At 45.4% G+C, this 18,723-nt stretch carries 15 protein-coding genes; 8 read left to right on the forward strand and 7 right to left on the reverse strand.

All coding sequences use genetic code 11. The features are described 5' to 3' along the window. Positions 1 to 2: 2 nt before the first annotated feature. Positions 3 to 1,385 carry an aminodeoxychorismate synthase component I gene (gene pabB / locus AC4PHM_RS07255; RefSeq protein ID WP_492020233.1) on the reverse strand — a complete coding sequence of 461 codons (1,383 nt, stop codon included), beginning with the start codon at positions 1,383 to 1,385 and terminating at the stop codon, positions 3 to 5. Then, complete coding sequence (locus AC4PHM_RS07260; RefSeq protein WP_492020234.1) at positions 1,382 to 1,975, reverse strand: anthranilate synthase component II; 594 nt, start codon at positions 1,973 to 1,975, stop codon at positions 1,382 to 1,384. The genes pabB and AC4PHM_RS07260 overlap by 4 nt, the downstream gene beginning before the upstream one ends. 131 nt (positions 1,976 to 2,106) lie before the next feature. Between AC4PHM_RS07260 and AC4PHM_RS07265 the strand changes: the two genes are divergently transcribed. After that, a complete protein-coding gene (locus AC4PHM_RS07265) occupies positions 2,107 to 3,012 on the forward strand; it encodes a TIM barrel protein (protein ID WP_492020235.1) in 906 nt (301 codons plus the stop codon). Positions 3,013 to 3,182: 170 nt separating this feature from the next. On the opposite strand, the gene AC4PHM_RS07270 is transcribed toward AC4PHM_RS07265, so the two are convergent. Further along, complete coding sequence (locus AC4PHM_RS07270; protein WP_492020236.1) at positions 3,183 to 3,701, reverse strand: DUF2179 domain-containing protein; 519 nt, start codon at positions 3,699 to 3,701, stop codon at positions 3,183 to 3,185. 168 nt (positions 3,702 to 3,869) lie between these two features. Between AC4PHM_RS07270 and AC4PHM_RS07275 the strand changes: the two genes are divergently transcribed. Further along, a complete protein-coding gene (locus tag AC4PHM_RS07275; RefSeq protein ID WP_492020237.1) occupies positions 3,870 to 4,493 on the forward strand; it encodes an NUDIX hydrolase in 624 nt (207 codons plus the stop codon). Positions 4,494 to 4,880: 387 nt separating this feature from the next. Here the strand turns inward: AC4PHM_RS07275 and AC4PHM_RS07280 are convergent, their stop codons facing one another. Next, positions 4,881 to 5,270, reverse strand: coding sequence for a hypothetical protein (locus AC4PHM_RS07280; protein ID WP_492020238.1), 390 nt, complete (start codon positions 5,268 to 5,270; stop codon positions 4,881 to 4,883). Positions 5,271 to 5,520: 250 nt separating this feature from the next. On the opposite strand from AC4PHM_RS07280, the gene AC4PHM_RS07285 reads away from it, so the two are divergent. Beyond that, entirely contained in the window at positions 5,521 to 6,246 is a 726-nt protein-coding gene (locus tag AC4PHM_RS07285) for an HAD family hydrolase (RefSeq protein WP_492020239.1), read from the forward strand. Positions 6,247 to 6,352: 106 nt separating this feature from the next. On the opposite strand, the gene AC4PHM_RS07290 is transcribed toward AC4PHM_RS07285, so the two are convergent. Continuing rightward, positions 6,353 to 7,372, reverse strand: a complete 1,020-nt coding sequence (locus tag AC4PHM_RS07290; RefSeq protein ID WP_492020240.1) for a lytic transglycosylase domain-containing protein — start codon at positions 7,370 to 7,372, stop codon at positions 6,353 to 6,355. A gap of 258 nt (positions 7,373 to 7,630) precedes the next feature. On the opposite strand from AC4PHM_RS07290, the gene add reads away from it, so the two are divergent. From add to AC4PHM_RS07315, 5 genes are all read left to right on the forward strand, one after another. Next, positions 7,631 to 8,641, forward strand: a complete 1,011-nt coding sequence (add, locus tag AC4PHM_RS07295; protein ID WP_492020241.1) for an adenosine deaminase — start codon at positions 7,631 to 7,633, stop codon at positions 8,639 to 8,641. A 155-nt stretch (positions 8,642 to 8,796) separates the two neighbouring features. Next, positions 8,797 to 9,996 carry an FprA family A-type flavoprotein gene (locus AC4PHM_RS07300; protein ID WP_492020242.1) on the forward strand — a complete coding sequence of 400 codons (1,200 nt, stop codon included), beginning with the start codon at positions 8,797 to 8,799 and terminating at the stop codon, positions 9,994 to 9,996. Between the two features lie 14 nt (positions 9,997 to 10,010). Further along, complete coding sequence (locus AC4PHM_RS07305) at positions 10,011 to 12,023, forward strand: S9 family peptidase (RefSeq protein WP_492020244.1); 2,013 nt, start codon at positions 10,011 to 10,013, stop codon at positions 12,021 to 12,023. A 103-nt stretch (positions 12,024 to 12,126) separates the two neighbouring features. Next, entirely contained in the window at positions 12,127 to 13,863 is a 1,737-nt protein-coding gene (locus tag AC4PHM_RS07310; protein ID WP_492020245.1) for an ATP-binding cassette domain-containing protein, read from the forward strand. A 19-nt stretch (positions 13,864 to 13,882) separates the two neighbouring features. Next, entirely contained in the window at positions 13,883 to 16,126 is a 2,244-nt protein-coding gene (locus tag AC4PHM_RS07315; protein ID WP_492020246.1) for a U32 family peptidase, read from the forward strand. A gap of 146 nt (positions 16,127 to 16,272) precedes the next feature. On the opposite strand, the gene AC4PHM_RS07320 is transcribed toward AC4PHM_RS07315, so the two are convergent. After that, positions 16,273 to 17,736 (reverse strand): aminoacyl-histidine dipeptidase, encoded by a 1,464-nt coding sequence (locus AC4PHM_RS07320; protein ID WP_492020247.1) that lies wholly within the window; start codon positions 17,734 to 17,736, stop codon positions 16,273 to 16,275. A 27-nt stretch (positions 17,737 to 17,763) separates the two neighbouring features. After that, positions 17,764 to 18,723, reverse strand: coding sequence for an ROK family protein (locus tag AC4PHM_RS07325; RefSeq protein ID WP_492020248.1), 960 nt, complete (start codon positions 18,721 to 18,723; stop codon positions 17,764 to 17,766).

Below are 18,723 nucleotides of genomic sequence, written 5' to 3' on the forward strand. Positions count from 1 at the left end.
TACTAACTGCTTAAGGCGCGCATCAGCGCCCGAGCCTTGTGTAAGGTTTCCTCGTACTCGGAATATTCATCTGAATCCCAGACTATGCCGCCGCCTACTTGGAAGTAAGCTTTGCTGCCTTTTGCGACAATGGTCCGGATCACAATATTTAGGTCAGTGTCCCCATTAAAGCCTATATAGCCTATAGAACCCGTATACAGATTGCGCTGGGTCGGTTCCAGTTCGTCTATGATCTCCATGGCGCGGATCTTTGGTGCGCCTGTGATCGACCCACCCGGGAAAGAAGCTTTGAGCAGGTCAATTGGGGTCAGACCCGCTTTAAGTGTCGCCGTCACAGTAGACACCAAATGGTATACCGTCGGGTATTCTTCAATGACGAAGAGCTCCGGTACTTTGACCGTACCGACCTCCGCCACCCGGCCAAGGTCGTTGCGCTCAAGATCCACAATCATCAGAAGTTCAGAACGGTCCTTTTCGCTGGCCAGCAGCATGGCGCTTTCATAGGCGTCTTCCTCAGGCGTTTTCCCGCGGGGACGCGTGCCTTTGATGGGACGGGTCTCAATTTCGCCGTCTCTGATTTGTATAAATCTTTCAGGCGAACTCGAGAGGATCGTTGCCTCTTCAAAAGGCATATACGCTGAAAAGGGGGCTGGATTTATGGTTCTGAGCTTTTTATAAAGCTCGAGAGGCTCATCCGTCATTTCAGTTTCGAAGCGCTGCGTCATATTGACCTGATACAGATCTCCGGAGCGGATATATCGTTTGATTTTACGGATGGACTCGAGGTAGTCTTCTTTTTCAAAGTTGGATTTGAATTCCGGTGACGTTGTCTTCCAAGTTGGCTCCAGGTCGCGGCCGGTCTTCTCTGCCTCGCGAATTCTGGCCTCCAGGGCGTCGAGCCGCGATTCCGCCCCCGGCCGGCGGTCAAGTTCCGTCAGCCAAACCTCGTTCTCTTTATGATCGACGAGTATAGCCGTTTCATAGAGCCCCAGGATGGCATCCGGGATGTCGACGTCGTCTGCCGCGGTTCTCGGCAGTTCTTCTACGTGGTGGCAAAGATCGTAGGCCAGGTAACCAGCCATACCGCCGCCAAAGGGTAGCTCAAAATCCGGTGTGCGTTTTGTTTGATATAATTCGTATCTTTCTTTAAGAAAGTCAAAGGCGTTCCCATTAAAGTCTGTATTAGTTCCCTCTAAGCAGTTTTCCAGTTCTATGCGCTTGCCCTTGATTCGAATGCGCTCGAAGGGTGAGGCCATGATCAGTGACCATCGGCCTAAACGCTCTGGGTCCATGCCGCTGTCCAGAAACAGCGGATGAGGCAGGTCTGAGACAGCAAGAAAAAGCCTGAAACTGTCAAGGCTGGTCTGAAGCTTTCGCTTAATCATGATTTCACCTGCTTTCGCCATTCATCTGCCAGCTTAAGAAAATTAGCCAGCATGTCGAGTCCGTGCTCCGTCAGGATTGCTTCCGGATGGAACTGCACCCCTTCGATCAGTTTTTCCCGGTGCCTTAATCCCATTATTTCGCCTGCTTCAGTCTCTGCAGTGATTTCAAGACATGCCGGAAGAGTCCCGCGATCGACCACAAGAGAGTGATAGCGCGTGACATTGATAGGATTTTTTAAGCCGCTGAACACACCCACATTTTTGTGGCGGATGGGATGCACCTTGCCGTGGACCGGTTCAAGACCCTCCTGAACACTGCCCCCGAAAGCCTGACCTATAGTCTGGTGACCCAGACATATGCCCAGGATAGGGTATTCATCTTGAAGCTCCTGTACCACGCTGAGGCAAATCCCGGCCTCCTGAGGCGTTTTGGGTCCGGGTGACAGGACAATCATATCCGGATTCATGTCTCGGATGTCGTCAAGGGTCAAGGCATTATTTCGCACCACCCTGACTTCACGTCCGAGCTGCATCAGGTACTGCACGAGATTGTAGGTAAAAGAGTCAAAGTTATCAATCATGAGGATCATGGAACTTATTGCCCCTTTTCTAAAAAGTATATGCTGATTATACCTTCCGCTTTTGGTTAAAGTCAACAAGGTTCCCCTCATTGCAGGCTCTGTGATATACTGAGTTAGAAAAACCTTTGTGGAGGTATGACATGTCGTTCATTCTTGGCGCAACTTATGACGAAAGCGCTGCACCCAAAGATACGGATTACGAAACGCTCGAGCGCCTCTCCGGTGCGGGGTTTCGCTCACTTGAGCTGGCGCTGCACCCACGGGCTCTGGATCTTGAACGGGCTGACGCACTAAAGAATTATAACCTTCAACCTGGGTTTTCCTTCGCTTTCCACGCGCCGGATTTCGCTGATCCGGGCGCTTTTGACTTGAATCATATTATGGCGCCGGAAGGCTCGCGAAGCGCTTTCAAGGCATGGATGGATCAATGCAGTGACTTTGGCGAAGCAGTTCAGCTCATCTTTCACGGCGCTGCCACGGAATCAGATACTTTCCGGTTTGTGGATTTGGCCTTGGAGTGGATCGAAACCTCCAGGGGAAACCAGGTTCTGCTGCTTGAGAATACTTTTTCCCACACACCTGCGAACACCCGGTTTGGTAAAACCAGCAGTGAGCTGGCTAATGTGCTCCGTGCATTTTCCGGCTCGAGGCTGGGACTATGTCTGGATACTGCTCATTGGCTGAGAACCTTAAATCATGGAGTTTTTCCCATAGCCACAGAAAAAAATTGTAAACCTTCTCCGAGTGACCCAAACCGGGTGTTTGACGGCTTTGAGATTCCCGAACTTCTCCTTGGGGAAATCAGGCGCGTTCACGTCCACAGTGTCGAACCGCTTTCAGGGCGTGACCACCAGGGCATGACTGGCCAGGATGAGGCTACAGCGTTCATGCTTAAGCCATGGACGGGCACGAGAGAGGATCAGGTGCATCAGGACTGTGTTCTCTCCATAGAGGTTCTGGCAGCGAGCCTGCCGCAGCGTGAGGGCTCATGGCTGGATGCCGTTCTCTCAAGCGGCGCGTGGCTGAATGAGCTGAGAACGAAGTGAGGACATGGCGGAGGGAGGATCGGCGAAAGCGGATGACTATGCCTTCCACCGAGATTGTCTAAACTCCAATGCATAGCGCTTTAATTGCAGCATCAGCTGACTTCCCCGCCATCTACAAAAAATACAAAAAGCACAGCCGTCGACTCTGCCGTGCTTTAAGATTGTTAATTCTACTTTCTCAGCATACCATAACCGCCATAAACCGGCTTGATTTCCGACACCGTGATGACCGCGCCAGTCTCGGAATTCTGTATAAATTTAACCAGCGCCTTGACACGTTTTCTTGGGACAAACATAATAAGAATAGCCCTCGAATCATGTCGTCCTTCGCCGTGTACCTGGGTAACGGCAAAACCCTGCGCGCGGATCTCATCTGCCAGCAGCAATCCGGCATCTTCCTTGACTATGACCTGGACTTCGGACAGTCCCAGACCAATTTTCTCTTCAAGAATACTGCCAAGATAGTTGCCCACGGAAAAGCCAATGGCGTAAAAGACACCTTTCAGCGGGTCCTGAGAGATATTTTGTATGACATTGCTGGCAATAAACAGCCATAAGAGGATCTCCACAAACGCGATGACCGCGCCAATAGTTTTTTCCCCTTTCGTAATCAGCACAATCCTGATCGTGCTGATGCTGACTTCCACGATTTTAGCGAATAAAATAAAGAAATAGATTAGAAAATCCATATTTCAGCCTCCAGGTCAATTTTACAATATGATTCGGACTTTATCGATCATACCACAATAATCTTAACATAAAGATTAAAACATAGAAACATTCATGTGATACCCGTGTTATACTTGATGCCCGCCGGAAAGCCGCTAAAGACCCTGTTTTATTTTGGAGGACAGCCTATGAATACGCCCACGATAAAAAAAATATTGGTCAACTACAGGAAAAAGCAAGATGGTTATCGTCATTTTTCAGTGCTGATTCCCATTATTGAAGTTGATGATGATCCCCATCTTCTTTACGAGGTCCGCTCCGAAGACCTCAGGTCGCAGCCCGGAGAGATCTGCTTCCCGGGCGGGAAAGTCGAGCTTGGCGAGCATCATGCAGAAACTGCCATCAGAGAGACCTGCGAAGAATTGGATATCGAACGCGAGGATATTGAAATCATCGGCCAAATAGATGACATAGTCACGCCTTTCAATATGTACATTCACGTTTATGTCGGGATCTTGAATCTTGATCTCTATGATATTGAACCCAATGAAGGCGAGGTCAAGGAATTGTTCGCGGTGCCTCTTTCTTACCTCTTTGAATGCGAGGTTCAGGAATTCAAGACAGAATCCCTTCTTCAAATGCCTCCTGATTTTCCATACGAAAAAATTTCAAGTGGGCGCGCTTACAATTTCAGGGTTGGCAAATACCCGGTCCTCTTTATCGACTTTGACGACAAGACGATCTGGGGCATAACGGCTCGAATTACCGCCAGCTTCATCAGAACATTAAAAGACCTATCCCAAGAATTATAAGGATAGGTCTTTCAGCTCGATACAGCACGTTTTTTTATATCATATTCAGTTGTATTGCGGTGTGAATCGTTAATAGCCATTCCTCCTAAAGTGGAGCTTGTTACGAATGGTTTTTTAACCATCAAGGGCAATTGTTTCAATTTCATTGCTTTGCTTTTGAAGCAAAGTAGTGAAGATGTTGCAGTCTAAGGCATCCGTAAACTCCGTTTGCCTAAGCGGTGGTTTTTTACAAGCGGATGTCTGATGCATCCTGCTTTCGCCGGACGTCCTGTAGATCGAGCCTCTATATGAACCTCCCCAATGAAAGGTAGGTTATATAGTTGTATTAACATAATACCCAGTACACCTTACATTATTCACTTTTCAAAAAATATTTTAGAAATGGACTTATTGCAGACGAACCTCTTCAAAAGGATTCTCCGTATATTCAAACTCGACGTCTTTAAACGACCAGCGATTATCCTCCAGAAACAGATCAATCCTCTGTACAGCGTGCCCTTTTCTGTATGCAAGCCTGAGCTTGTTTTCCGTCAACTTGTAGACTTGAAATTCATCTATCCCGTAAACTTGGGTCAGCTGTACTTTAAGACTGTCCCTAAGCTGATGTATAAAAAACAAATCTACATGACTTACGTCACGCATGAGCGACGCAAGGATGCCATAGATCTCGTAATTAATAGTCTTAATTTCATGAGCTACGCGCTTCGCTTTAACAGTTTCAATCAGATAGCCTGTGACCATTGTGAAGAATAGAGCCAACAATACGTAGAACCACATACACTCACCCACTTTCCGCAGTCTTTGGTCAATTTTGTCATGAGTTCTCAACAACAATTTGGTCTGTTATCTGTATATCCATAAATAAGAGTTTTAAGCGCTTATGTGTGTCGCAGTTCGAAAAAAATATGAACTAAATTGACAGATGAGTCAGCACCGCTGAAAAATCGTTTCTGCTTGGAATTGGTGGGTATTTGTAATAACACGCGTAAAGCCAGTTGTACTAAAAACCACAAAAGAGGTGAGCTTCATGGGACCGGTTGGGGCATTCTTTGATATTGACGGTACTTTGTACCGGGATTCACTTATGGTCGAACACTTTAAAAAGCTGGTCAAATATGAAGTCGTGGATCCTGTCGTTTGGCACCGAAATGTTAAAAAAACATACGAAGAATGGAAAAAAAGACGTGCGGAATATGACGATTATCTGATTGAGCTCTCTCAAATTTATATTCGCTCACTAACAGGTCTCAATAAGGGCAGCCTTGATTTTATTGCAGATCAGGTCATCAAGCTCAAGGGGGAGGAGGTCTATTCTTACTCACGCCAAAGAATTCAATATCATTTATGGGCAGGTCATAAAATATTTTTTATTTCAGGAAGTCCGGATTTTCTCGTAGAAAAAATGGCTGAAAAATATTCCGCTGCCGAATTCCGCGGAACGCGTTATGAAGTCAATGCGCGCGGCAACTTTACTGGCAATATTGTTCCAATGTGGGACTCCGAGAATAAAAATATGGCCATCCTGGATTTTGTAAAGCGACACAATATTGACCTGAGCGCCAGTTATGCCTATGGAGATACCAACGGCGACTACTCCATGTTTCAGCTCGTCGGTCATCCGGTCGCCATCAATCCGACACGGGAGCTGGTACGCAACATTCAAAACGATCCTGTGATGATGGATAAGATCGACATTATTGTCGAGCGCAAAGATGTCGTTTTCAGATTGCCGGCCTCGGTGGAGATTCTTTAGACGCAGGCATTTAACAAGATCTGAATGACGGATATGGGGTATGCAGGTTCCAAAAATATAAAAAAAGTCCTCCGCGCGGAGGACTTTTCATGTGAACTCTATGTTCCTAGATTGCGTTTAAAAATGCCAAAACCTTAGTGCGCTTAGATTCGACGCCATCCAGGTAGTGCGTTGTGTAGTCGCCTCTTGCGACGTTGTAGTAACCTTGGTTATAGGCTATTACAGCGCGTTCGATAGTGCCATAGCGATCTAATTTCTGACTCAGATATTTCGTCCCATATTCAATGGCGAGCTGAGGGTCATAAAGCTGCTCAATACTGAGACCAAGCGCTCTGCCGGTGGAACCCATAATCTGCATGATGCCAATGGCACCATTATATTCACAATTCGCGTCAAAAGAACTTTCCTGCCAAATGACAGCCATCATCCAGGATTCGTCCATCCCATAACGATCACAGGCATCCTTAAGCCAAACCACATAGTCATGCGCTCTGGATTCAGATAAGCTTGGATTCACTTTTCTCATAAATGCTGCAAGTCGTTCAAGATAAGCTTTGTCAGAAGCCTCAATCATAGCGTTAAGGGCTTCTTCGCTCTCAGTGCTCAAATGGAATCCGGCAATGCGGTCGTTTTTAGCAAACCATCCGAGGGCGTCTTTTACGTGATACGTCAGCGGCAAGTAGATCATGTGGTTATGGACTAACAGAGGATAGCCCTGCGTATCAAGCGGCTCACCTTCGAAAAGAATCACGGCACTGTCCTCCAGAGCATAAGCCTGGGCACTGGTGGATGGATTCATGGTGGCTGCGGCATCGAAGGTAAACGTTTCGCCAGGTTCAACCTTGGTCAAAACGCGTTCGTCTCCAATGCGAGTGTACTGATATCCCATTGACTTCATGAGATTCCAGTTAAGCGGCAGGTACTGGATGTCATTGTATCTCAGGATCGGAAAAGCCAGCGATCTGTTGGATACAACATTTGAGTTTATCGTTATGCTAGAATCATTTATGTCTACATCCTTAGTTACCAGCCCGTTATCAGCAAAAACTGAATTTGTCTGGGATACGACAGCCGCCGCCATGATCAAAACGATCAGCAGGACCCGCATCCAACGGGGTTTAGTCATTGAATCACTCCTTATTAAAATTTAGAATCTTCGTCATTTTACCACAGAAACAGACGCATTTCAAAGCACAATATAACACATTTTACTTTTATTGACATTTAAATTTTTTCCAAATGGCTGTACTTATTGAAAGACAAGACTTAAAGCAATAAAAAAAAATGAAAGGAAAATGGTGTCAGGCACCACTTTCCTAACTGTTAATTCTTTTTATGGTCTATTATGCCATTATTGTATATTTATTTCAAAGGAGGCGCTTAAATGTTTATCATTTCCAACTTGCCCAAAATAGAGCTTCATTGCCATTTGGACGGAAGCGTTCGTCTTGCCACACTGAAAGAACTAGGCATAAAAGAAAAGATACTTTCTCCGGATCTAGGTGACAATGATCTCAGAACCCTGGCAGAAGTCCCAGCCCAATGCCCTTCTCTTGTCGATTATCTCAAACGGTTTGATCTGCCGCTCAAGGTCATGCAGAACGAGACCGCTCTCGCCAGAATCGCACAGGAACTCGTTGAGGATGCGGCCGCTGATGGCGTCCGGTATATTGAAATCCGCTTTGCGCCCCATCTCCATCAGACACACGGCCTCGGTCTCAACGCCATTATTTCCGCAGTAGTTCAAGGCGCGAAAAAAGGAGAGTCACTAACCGGCACCAGGGCAAACGTCATCCTCTGCTGTATGCGCCATCTTCTGCCAGAATCTTCAATTGAACTGGTTGAAGCAGGCCGCCCATTTCTCGGTCAGGGCGTCGTTGCCTTGGATCTGGCCGGCGACGAGCATCACTTTCCACCGGAAGACCATGCTGAGGCTTTTGAACTGGCGAAATCTTACGGTTACCACCTCACAGTTCACGCCGGAGAAACCGGCATAGTCGACAACATACGAAAATCTGTGGCATTACTCCGTGCAGAAAGAATTGGTCACGGCGTCAGTCTTGAAAAAGATGCCGCACTCTTTGAAGAAATCAGAACAGCCGGCATCCCTCTGGAAATGTGCCCAACCTCAAATCTCCATACAAAAGCCGCGGACAGTTATGAAACTCACCCCCTGCACCGCTGCCTCAAAGATGGCATTCGAGTGACCCTCAACACGGACAATCGAACCGTTTCTCACGTTACCCTGAGCGATGAGACCAACAACCTCCTGAACGCAGGACTGGACACCGCTCACCTTAAAACACTTTATATGAATGCCGTCAGCGTCATCTTTGACAGCGAGCATGAAAAACAGCGGCTTATGGCGTTATGGCCTGCCGAACTTGGCCTTTGATCGCAGAAGCGGCCTGACAGCTTTCAGCGTCTCTGCTTCCCCATTATTCTGATCCCCATTATTTTCCCATTATTTTTTATGTCAAGTATGGTCTGTCACAGCCAAATTGATTATACTGTTACTATGATTTTATATCAGAATTGGAGTGTGAATCTATGGACTGCAGATTATCCATCATGGACCGTGTACACTGGATTGGTGTCAACGACCGCGAAACTACACTGTTTGAAAACTTTTGGCCTCTGGACCGAGGTGTCTGCTATAACTCTTACTTAATTGATGATGAAAAAATAGCCGTCATCGATACTGTTAAGTTCAATAAAACTGAACAGTACCTCTCCAAAGTCAAGGAAGTCATAGGCGAAAAAAAGGTCGATTACCTCATTGTCAACCACATGGAACCAGATCACTCCGGCTCCATGAAGGCACTCGTGGCTGCCTATCCCGACATGAAGATTGTCGGCAATAAGAAGACCTTCGACTTTATAAGAGGTTTTTATGACATTACTGAAAACTTCCTCGAAGTCGCGGAAGGAGATGAACTCGATCTAGGCTACCATAAGCTTAAATTCTTTCTGACCCCCATGATCCACTGGCCTGAGACTATGATGACCTATGATCAGACAGAAAAAATCCTGTTTTCCATGGATGCTTTCGGCGGATTCGGTTCCCTGGACGGCGGTCTCTTTGACGATGAAGTCAATGTCGAATTTTACGAGGACGAAATCAGACGCTATTATTCGAATATCGTCGCAAAATACAGCCCAATCGTTCAGCGTGCTCTCGGTCGTCTTGGCACCCTGGATATTAAAGTGATTGCGCCGACTCATGGACCAATTTGGAGAACCAGTCCTAAAACCATTGTCGACTATTACGACAAATGGAGCCGCTATGAGGCGGAGGAAGGCGTCGTTATCGTCTACGGCACAATGTATGGCAACACAGCCAAAATGGCAGATTACGTCGCGCGCATCATCTCAGAAAACGGTGTAAAAAACGTTCGTGTCTACGACGCATCAAAAACCCACCTTTCCTATATCTTGAGTGACATATGGCGCTTCAAGGGCGTCATCCTGGGCTCGTGCGCTTACAACATGAATGTCTTCCCTGCCATGGAGCTGGTTCTGTCCAAACTCGAGCATACCGGACTCAAAAACCGTTATCTCGGTGTCTTTGGCAATAAATCCTGGAGCGGCGGCGGTGTCAGCGCCATTGATGCCTTTGCCGAAAAAGTCAAATGGGAAAGAATTGGCACCTCCATTGAAGCGACTTATACGCCAAAAGATGCTGAGTTTGAGGCGCTGATCAAACTTGGCAAGGAAATGGCGCAGCGCGTCAAAGACAATCCGCTGTAATGGCTGTGGCATCCATGAATAAAGTAAGCCTTGATCACTTTGCGGCCCTTAGATCCATCTCTTCGCTCCAGGTCTCGCCCGATGGTCACGTTTTATGCTTTACAGTGCACCAGCCAGATCTGGATAAAAACCGAAATAGAAGCGATCTTTGGCTCTACGACCGCGAAGGCGGCACCCGGCGTCTGACGACATCCGGGTCAGACAGACACCCCCGTTGGCTCAGCGACAGCGAACTGGTATTCCTTTCAAACCGCGATCAAAGTACTGAAGCAGATCAAAAGGAAAAAAGCCTTCCTAAAACCAATTTCTATTCCATTGACACTCGTGGTGGAGAAGCGCAAAAACTTATGGAAATTCCCCTTGAGGTTTCCAAATTTGAGCCCATGTCGGATGGCAGATGGCTCATTGAATTCACTTACCACCCGGAGTGGCATCATTTGACTGAAGAAAAGGATATCCTCGATAAAATGGAGCAAGTCTCCACTGTTCAAGTCATAGACGAAATCCCGTTCTGGCAGAACGGCTCCGGTTTCACCAACAAAACCAGGACAGCTCTGGGTCTGTTCGATCCTGAAAAAAACACAACAGAAATGCTCACCGACCAGCTCAGCAATGTGGAAGATTGGGTTTATGATTCGGACCGTCATTGCATTGTCTTGATTCAGTCCCAATTTAAGAATAAACAGGTCATTTACAACAGCCTCGCCATTTGCGACCTTACAGACCGCACTGTTAAAGACATTTCTCACAGAGATGATTTTCACTACGAGATCTGCAGTGTTGCCCCAGATGGCACGCTTTTGTTTTACGGCTCTGATACCTCAAGATATGGCTTGAATGAAAATGGATCCTTCTATACTGTGGATCCAGGTGACGGCAACCTCAAACGATTGACCGAGACTTTTGATGGCAGCTTTGGCAATGCTGTAGGGACAGATATCAAACTCGGCAGTAAGGGCAACCCTCGCCCGCTGTATTTTGGGGATCAGTGGTTGTTTGTTACGACCATCGGCTCAGAAGCGCCTTTGGTGGCTCTTGCAGAGGATGGCCGTGTTTCGAGAGTTGCAGCAGAGGCTTCCGCGGCAGCCTGTTATGAGTTTGCTATAATGGATGGCCAAATTGTTTTGGCTGCCCTTTTGGATCAACAGCCTCAGGAGCTCTATGCGCTGAAAACTTGTGATGCGGACAGGCCGCTTGGTTTCGAACCTCTTACGACGTTTAATCAAGCAGTCTCTCAGGACCTTTTCGTTTCAAAACCGGAAGAAATTCGCGTGACGGCAAAAGACGGCACCGAATTGAAGGGATGGCTCATGAAGCCCTACGGTTTTGATCCGATGCGCCGCTACACAGGCATTCTCAACATTCACGGCGGACCCAAAACCGTCTATGGTCCATTTTATTACCACGAGATGCAGCACTGGGCTTCTGAAGGCTTTGCTGTGATGTTTATGAATCCCCGGGGCAGTGATGGCCGCGGGAACGACTTCGCAGATCTGAGGGGCAAATACGGGAGTGTTGACTATGAGGATCTCATGTGTTTTGTCGATGCGGTCGTAGAACAGCATACCTGGATCGACAATGACCGGCTCGGTGTGACCGGCGGCTCCTACGGCGGCTTTATGACCAACTGGATTATTGGACACACACACCGTTTTAAAGCGGCAGCTTCTCAACGCTCCATCTCCAACTGGATCTCGAAGTTTGGAACCACTGATATTGGCTATTTCTTTGTTGCAGATCAAATAGGTGCTGACCCATGGAGCGATTTTGAGCAGCTTTGGGATCAGTCCCCATTGAAATACGCCGACAAAGTGAAAACCCCCACACTGTTTATCCATTCTGACGAGGATTACAGGTGCTGGACCGCAGAAGTGTATCAAATGTTTACGGCGCTCAAGTACCATGGCGTCCAGAGCCGGCTGTGTCTGTTCCATGGCGAAAATCACGAACTCAGCCGCAGCGGCAAACCTCAGAACAGAGTACGCAGGCTGAGGGAAATTACGGATTGGATGCGAACTTATTTATAGGAGATCGAAAAGAGAAAAGTCATGACTGACTTTTCTCTTTTTTATTGTTATAATCAACTGTGACAATTTCAGACAAAATTTTTTAGAATAGAGGATAACAAAAATGATTCAAGTAGAAAGTCTGTCCTATGGTTTTCCTGCAAAAGATTTATACAAAGACGTTTCGTTTACTTTAAAAATGGGACAGCACTCGGCTTTTATTGGAAGCAATGGCTCTGGAAAATCAACTTTAGTCGATATGATTATTCATCCGGATAAGTATTTGTACGATGGTAAGATCGTCAAACATGACAGCTGCCGAATTGGTTATGCCAACCAATTCGCTGTAAGAGATAAAGCGCAGGCGTGCACGGTTTTTGAATATCTAAGCGAGAGATTCGTGGAAAATCAGAAAGCGACAATGGCTGTGTGTGAAGAAATGGCAGTGGCTGAGGATGTAGCGCCGTTATTTGAGCTATATCAGTCACTTTTAGATGCCTTTGAGGCTATGGACGGAGACAATTATATAAACAAGATCCGTAAACAGCTATATGTTGCTGGTATGCGTGACTTAGAAGAAACCATGTTGTCACATCTTAGTGGCGGAGAGTATAAATTAATACAGATTATGAGAGAAATGTTATTATCCCAAAATCTCCTTATTTTGGACGAACCGGATGTATTTCTTGATTTCGCAAACTTAAACAGGCTTTGTCAGCTGATTAATGGCTACAAGGGCACACTGTTGGTTATTACCCATAATAGATTTTTATTGAACCATTGCTTTGATAAGATTTTACATTTAGAGAATGGCGATCTTCAGGAATATGAAGGCAATTATTCAGAATATCGTTGTTCCCAGCTCAGGGAAAAATTAAGACTTAAACAACAGAGCATTGAAGAACAGGAAGAAATTGAGCGTACTGAGATCATGGTTGATATTCTGCGTAAAAGAGCTACGATTCTCGCCAATCCGGTCATAGGAAGTGCTGTAAACGCAAAGCAGACACAGCTTGACCGGTTGCGTGCAAGACAAATTAAGGCACCTTTTATTGAACTTCGTGAGCCAAAGATAGAATTTCGGTCAAATGAAGCCGAATCAAAGCATCCTGTTCTAAGCATTACAGATTATAATGTTTCATTTGATGAAAATTTATTGCAAAATATCAATTTTGAGTTGCTGGCTGGCGAAAAAGTAGCCATTGTTGGTGCCAATGGTACAGGAAAAACTATTTTGATGCGCGACATCTTAAATAATGACCATCCTTCCATCCAGATCAATGAGACTATAAGCTATGCATGTTTATCCCAGCTTAAAGATGATAATCTGGATGAAACTAAAACGGTATACGAGGTTATGGAGAATTTGGGTTTTGAGACCGGGGACAGAATCCGAGACTATCTTGGAAACTATTGCTTTGAGGCTGATACCTTAAAGCAGAAGGTAGGTCAGTTATCCGGCGGAGAAAAGAATTTACTCCAAATTGCGATGATTGCAGCTACAAACACAGATCTTCTTATTCTTGATGAGCCAACCAGCCATTTGGATGTTTATGCTCAAATGGCTCTGGAAAAAGCCATCTCCGATTATAAAGGAGCGGTACTCATGGTAAGCCATGATTTCTATCTTGTAGCTAACTGTGCAGATTACGTTCTGCTTGTAAATGACAATACGATTAGGCGTATGCGTACACGTTCATTCCGCAAAATGGTCTATGATAACTATTTCGATCACAAGTATTTCGAAATTGACAAGAAAAAACAAGAATTAGAAACGAAAATCACATTAGCCTTTAAAAAAAATGAGCTGACCACTGTAGAAAAACTTTGCAGCCAGTTAGAAGCAATTAACGCAGAATAGCTAGGATCATGGAGGAAAAATGACTGAATTGTTGGCTCCGGCAGGAAGTATGGAAGCTCTAAAAGCTGCAATTTCTAATGGTTGTGATGCAGTATATTTAGGATTGCAAAAATTTGGTGCACGTGCATACTCTTCAAATTTTGATTTGGAATCACTCAAAGAAGCTGCTCAGTATGCACACCTGAGGAATGTTAAACTCTATGTCACCATGAATACCATAGTTTTCGAACATGAAGTTGAAGAAATGAAAGTTCAGATGAACGAACTAAACGAAATCGGTGTTGATGGAATTATAGTCCAGGACTTAGCTGCTTTGGATTATATAGTTAAGAATTTTCTCGATATGGAAGCTCATTGTTCTACACAAATGGGCATAGATGATTTAGACGGCACCTTATTGTTTAAAGAACTCGGTGCTAAAAGAGTGGTTCTGTCCCGCGAGGTTGAGATCGAAAAAGTAAAAGAGATAAAACGCATTGCCAAAATACCTATAGAAATTTTTGTTCATGGTGCTTTATGTGTTTCTTACTCTGGAAACTGTCTAATGTCAGGACTAATCGGCTATCGAAGCGGAAATCGCGGGAGATGTGTTGGTTCATGTCGTAAGATGTATGAACTAATAGACCGGACAACAGGGACCTCTTTAGGAAAAAGTTATATTCTGTCTACTAAGGACTTAAACACAATTGATTATATCGATGAGTTAAAGGATATAGATTCTCTGAAAATTGAAGGCCGAATGAAAGAGCCTGCATATGTCGCTAATGTTGTATCAAGATATCGCATGGCTTTAGATCATAAAATTGCCAAAGAGGATAAAGAAAATCTGAACAAAACATTCAATCGTACTTTTACTAAAGGATATTTGTTTCATGAAGATGCAAAAGATATTACAAACATCTTAAGACCTAATAATGTTGGCTATGAAATTGGCAGAATCAGCAAGATTGTTAAAGACATGTATGAAATAACACTTATACGACCTTTAAATCAAAACGATATAATCAGAATAAGTCATAATAATGAAGATATAATTTTAACTGTTGTAAAACTGTACGACAAAGATGGGAATTTGATCAACAAAGCAGATAATATCTGCTATATCAAAATCAAAGAAAAGATTTCCAAAGGTGATTTGGTCTATATAACGAAGGATAATCTCTATTACAACGAGCTGGAATCATCGTTGGAAAAAGAATTCAAGCGTTTTAACCTGGATCTCAGAGTGTATGCCTATCCGGATTCAAAGCTGATCATAGATGCAGAGGGCTTAGGCTTTAATTATTTATTTGAGAGCGAGGAAATCCTGGGAGAAGCAATAAATAATCCAACAACAACAGAGCAGGTCATTAAGCAATTTTCAAGATTAAATGATACTATATTCGAACTCAATCATGTGGAGTTTGAGCAGTGCAATGCCTTCATTCCAGCTAAATTGTTGAATACAGCAAGAAGAGATATTGTTCAGGGCTTATATGACTTGAAGCTTAACAGCCAAAAGAAAAGAACCAAGGCTTTGAAAGTAAAAGAAAAAATAACTTTTGCCCCCCAAAACCCGTATCTTACGGCTTCTGTAACGACGAAGGAACAATATGATGCATGTGTGAGCAGTGGCATTAAGGAAATCTATTTTGAAAATGTAGTCAGAAGAAATCAGAATGTTTATCAGGAAAAAGAAGGGCAGCTGCTGATTGGAGGATATGGCGGAATACACCGCTACAGAAATACCAATCCTTTTATTGCAGATTATTCTCTAAATGTTGTGAATTCTGCCAGTTGCTACGAACTCTATAGATTAGGTGCGAAACGGGTTACTTTGTCTTATGAGTTGAACAAAAATCAAATTGATGATTTAATTAATGCTTATTATGAAACAAATGAGGGCTATCCGGCATTAGAAATGATTGTTTACGGTAGGGCGCCTTTAATGTTTACAAAATACTGTCCGCTTAAAAAATTGGATCAATGCGGTGTTTGCAGAACAAAGCGCTATGAGATCAAGGATGAACACGGAACGTTCCCTATCCTATCTCATGATGATTGTACAACGACGATCGTTAATGGGAAGACCCTTAATCTTTTAGATGAACTGCAAAGCATAAAAGGAATAGAGGCCTTCAGATTAAACTTTACAATTGAATCAAAAGAGCAGGTTGTGGAAACCATAAACATGGCCATAAGCAAATTAAGTGGCAAAGAGAAAACATCTGTTTTTAATCAGGAGACAGACACTAGAGGTCATTTTAATAAAGAGATTTTGTAGGAAGATCCCAATTCGAACTGGGTGACGCCTTCAAAAATCAAAAGTTAAAGCGCTCCTTTGGATTTCACCCAAAGGAGCGCTTTTCCCGTATCCAGTTTACCTTAGCATCTCATTTTATACGCTGTCCCTTTTGTCTGTAACTCTTTTTAATTCTCACGACCATACTTTCTGAGCACTTCAACCACGAACTGATAAACACGCTCTGTCGAAGCCATATCCAGGCGTTCCTTAGGCGTGTGAACGTCCGCCAGGTTCGCACCTATGGATACAAAATCGATTGGTCCGAGCTTTTCTTTCAAAATACCACACTCGAGACCGGCGTGAATGGCGGATACCGTCATTTCCTTTCCGTAGAGATCACGGTAGACTGCCATCATAGTGTCTCTCATTTGAGACTTAGGCGCAAAAGCCCACTCCGGGTAATCAGACTGAAGTCTGAGCTCTGCGTCAGTTAGGGTACAGGCGATCAGCATTCGATCAATAATTTCCGCTTTCAATGACCTTACGGAGCTTCTGATCGCACTGTCGACCTCAATATAGTCTGCGCCTGTCGTCAGTACCCCAATATTATTCGAACTTTCGACCAATCCCGGTATTCCTGCGCACATGGTCTGAACGCCATTTGGCAGCAGCCTCAACAAAGCTGCAGCATTTTCGGCCGTTTCAAGAGAAAAAACATTCGGAAATGGATCAGAGGGATCTTCAAGTGACAGCACCAATTTAAGATCAGGGTCCGCCAGTTCAAACTCATTTCGAAACCTGGACTCCCATGCCAGAACGGTTTTTTGGACTTCATCGAGCCAATCTCGTTTGAAAATAAGATGGGCGGCTGCCTTGTTGGCAATGGCATTCATTTTCTCGCCGCCTTGTATCTGACTGATTTGGACACCCATCCCAAGAAGATCTCTCATGACTCTTCCAAGGAGGACGATAGCATTCGCACGTCCCTTATCTATTTCTACGCCGGAATGTCCACCCTTGAGCCCCGTAATGGTCAACCGCGCTCCCAGGCCATTCTGAATTGGAGCCTCCCACTCAATTGGCAAAAGAACACTTGCGCGCACCCCGCCTGCGCAGGATGCCAGAATGACGCCTTCCTCCTCCGAATCAAGGTTAATTAAAGCCCGACCGGACAAATGGGCTGGATTCAACCTGACCGCGCCATCCATGCCCGTTTCTTCTGCGACTGTAATCAATACTTCCAGCGGCGGATGCTCCAGGCTCTGATCCTCCAGTATGGCCAGTGCCATAGCGACAGCAATGCCATTATCCGCGCCAAGGGAAGTTTCAGTCGCTGTTAAAAAGTCTCCATCGACTTTAAGCTGGACGGGATCCTTCGAAAAATCATGCCGGCTGCCTTCCGCCTTAACACAAACCATATCCATGTGACCTTGAAGAATAACAGCCGGTGAGCCCTCATATCCTTTTGATGCCGGTTTCTTGAGAATGACATTCCCACAAGGCTCCTGTACAGCTTCGAGTCCATGCTTCTCTCCAAAGGCCATCAGCCAGTTGCTGATGCGACCTTCGTCACCAGAGCACCTCGGAATCTGATTCATGTCTTCAAACAGCTCCCAGATCCGCCTATACGCTCCATTCCACTGATGCATTGTTATGTCCTCCCACTTAATTAAAATTTATTTTACTTCCTCGCTCTTGGCAAATAGGCTGTAAGCTCTAAATCCTGCTCCACAAGCGCCAGCCAAATTACCCAGATGCGCCTTCACAAGCCTTGGTTGAGAAATGCCTTTAAAATTGGCGTGATGAAGGACCATAGCTTCCAGAAGCGGCAGCCAATAATCACCGGCCCCTGAAAGCCCCCCACCAAATACTATAACTTCAGGATCGTAAAGCATCCTGAGATTGTGAACGCCTACCGCTAATCTCTGCAGCCAGTCGTGGACTACATTTTCGCAGAAAGGATCACCGGACTGAGCACCATCCATGATGATCTTGGCATCAAAAGGCACTCTGGCGGCCAGCCATCCGGAGCTGCCCTGAGTTGTCAGCCTGTTGTGGGCGTCCGCCACCAACGCTGTTGCGGAGGTTAAGGTCTCAAAACATCCATTTCTGCCACAGGCACAGCGATACATCCCAGTGTCCGAAATGGTCATGTGACCTATTTCCATAGCGAGGCCATGTTGCCCCTCGTAGAGCTTCCCACCCAGTATGACGCCGCCGCCAACGCCTGTTCCCAGCGTGATCAGAACACCCCGATCAATGCCTTTCAGCGCCCCTGACGCATGCTCTCCATAAGTCGCAGCCGAGGCGTCATTCATAAAGAGGATGTCCAAGCCTGTTGCCTTTTTAAGTTCTTTTGACAAGTCAACAGAAGCCCATCCCAGGTTGACAACTTCGGAAACCTTTCCATTTCCAGGATCCACTGGCCCGGGGATTCCTATTCCAATCCCGGTGATATCTGCAGTTTCCTGCGCGCGTCGAATTAGCTCAAGTACCTTGCCTTGAACTGCATTGTAGCCCTGATCAGCTTCTGTATAAACTCGTTCATGCCAAAGGACTCTCTTGCTGCGCCCCACCACAACCGCATCCATGGTAGTGCCGCCTATATCGATTCCAATTGCTGCTTTTGTTTTCAT

It is taken from the genome of Acidaminobacter sp. QWL-03, from assembly GCF_058683855.1.

Excerpts from the sequence above, each read along its gene's own strand:
- add (WP_492020241.1), top strand. The coding sequence starts at position 7,631 with ATGTTTATCATTTCCAACTTGCCCAAAATAGAGCTTCATTGCCATTTG.
- AC4PHM_RS07310 (WP_492020245.1), top strand. The coding sequence starts at position 12,127 with ATGATTCAAGTAGAAAGTCTGTCCTATGGTTTTCCTGCAAAAGATTTA.
- AC4PHM_RS07290 (WP_492020240.1), bottom strand. The coding sequence starts at position 7,372 with ATGACTAAACCCCGTTGGATGCGGGTCCTGCTGATCGTTTTGATCATG.
- AC4PHM_RS07265 (WP_492020235.1), top strand. The coding sequence starts at position 2,107 with ATGTCGTTCATTCTTGGCGCAACTTATGACGAAAGCGCTGCACCCAAA.
- AC4PHM_RS07305 (WP_492020244.1), top strand. The coding sequence starts at position 10,011 with ATGAATAAAGTAAGCCTTGATCACTTTGCGGCCCTTAGATCCATCTCT.
- AC4PHM_RS07315 (WP_492020246.1), top strand. The coding sequence starts at position 13,883 with ATGACTGAATTGTTGGCTCCGGCAGGAAGTATGGAAGCTCTAAAAGCT.
- AC4PHM_RS07285 (WP_492020239.1), top strand. The coding sequence starts at position 5,521 with ATGGGACCGGTTGGGGCATTCTTTGATATTGACGGTACTTTGTACCGG.
- AC4PHM_RS07320 (WP_492020247.1), bottom strand. The coding sequence starts at position 17,736 with ATGCATCAGTGGAATGGAGCGTATAGGCGGATCTGGGAGCTGTTTGAA.
- AC4PHM_RS07260 (WP_492020234.1), bottom strand. The coding sequence starts at position 1,975 with ATGATCCTCATGATTGATAACTTTGACTCTTTTACCTACAATCTCGTG.
- AC4PHM_RS07300 (WP_492020242.1), top strand. The coding sequence starts at position 8,797 with ATGGACTGCAGATTATCCATCATGGACCGTGTACACTGGATTGGTGTC.
- AC4PHM_RS07325 (WP_492020248.1), bottom strand. The coding sequence starts at position 18,723 with ATGAAAACAAAAGCAGCAATTGGAATCGATATAGGCGGCACTACCATG.
- AC4PHM_RS07270 (WP_492020236.1), bottom strand. The coding sequence starts at position 3,701 with ATGGATTTTCTAATCTATTTCTTTATTTTATTCGCTAAAATCGTGGAA.
- AC4PHM_RS07275 (WP_492020237.1), top strand. The coding sequence starts at position 3,870 with ATGAATACGCCCACGATAAAAAAAATATTGGTCAACTACAGGAAAAAG.
- AC4PHM_RS07280 (WP_492020238.1), bottom strand. The coding sequence starts at position 5,270 with ATGTGGTTCTACGTATTGTTGGCTCTATTCTTCACAATGGTCACAGGC.
- pabB (WP_492020233.1), bottom strand. The coding sequence starts at position 1,385 with ATGATTAAGCGAAAGCTTCAGACCAGCCTTGACAGTTTCAGGCTTTTT.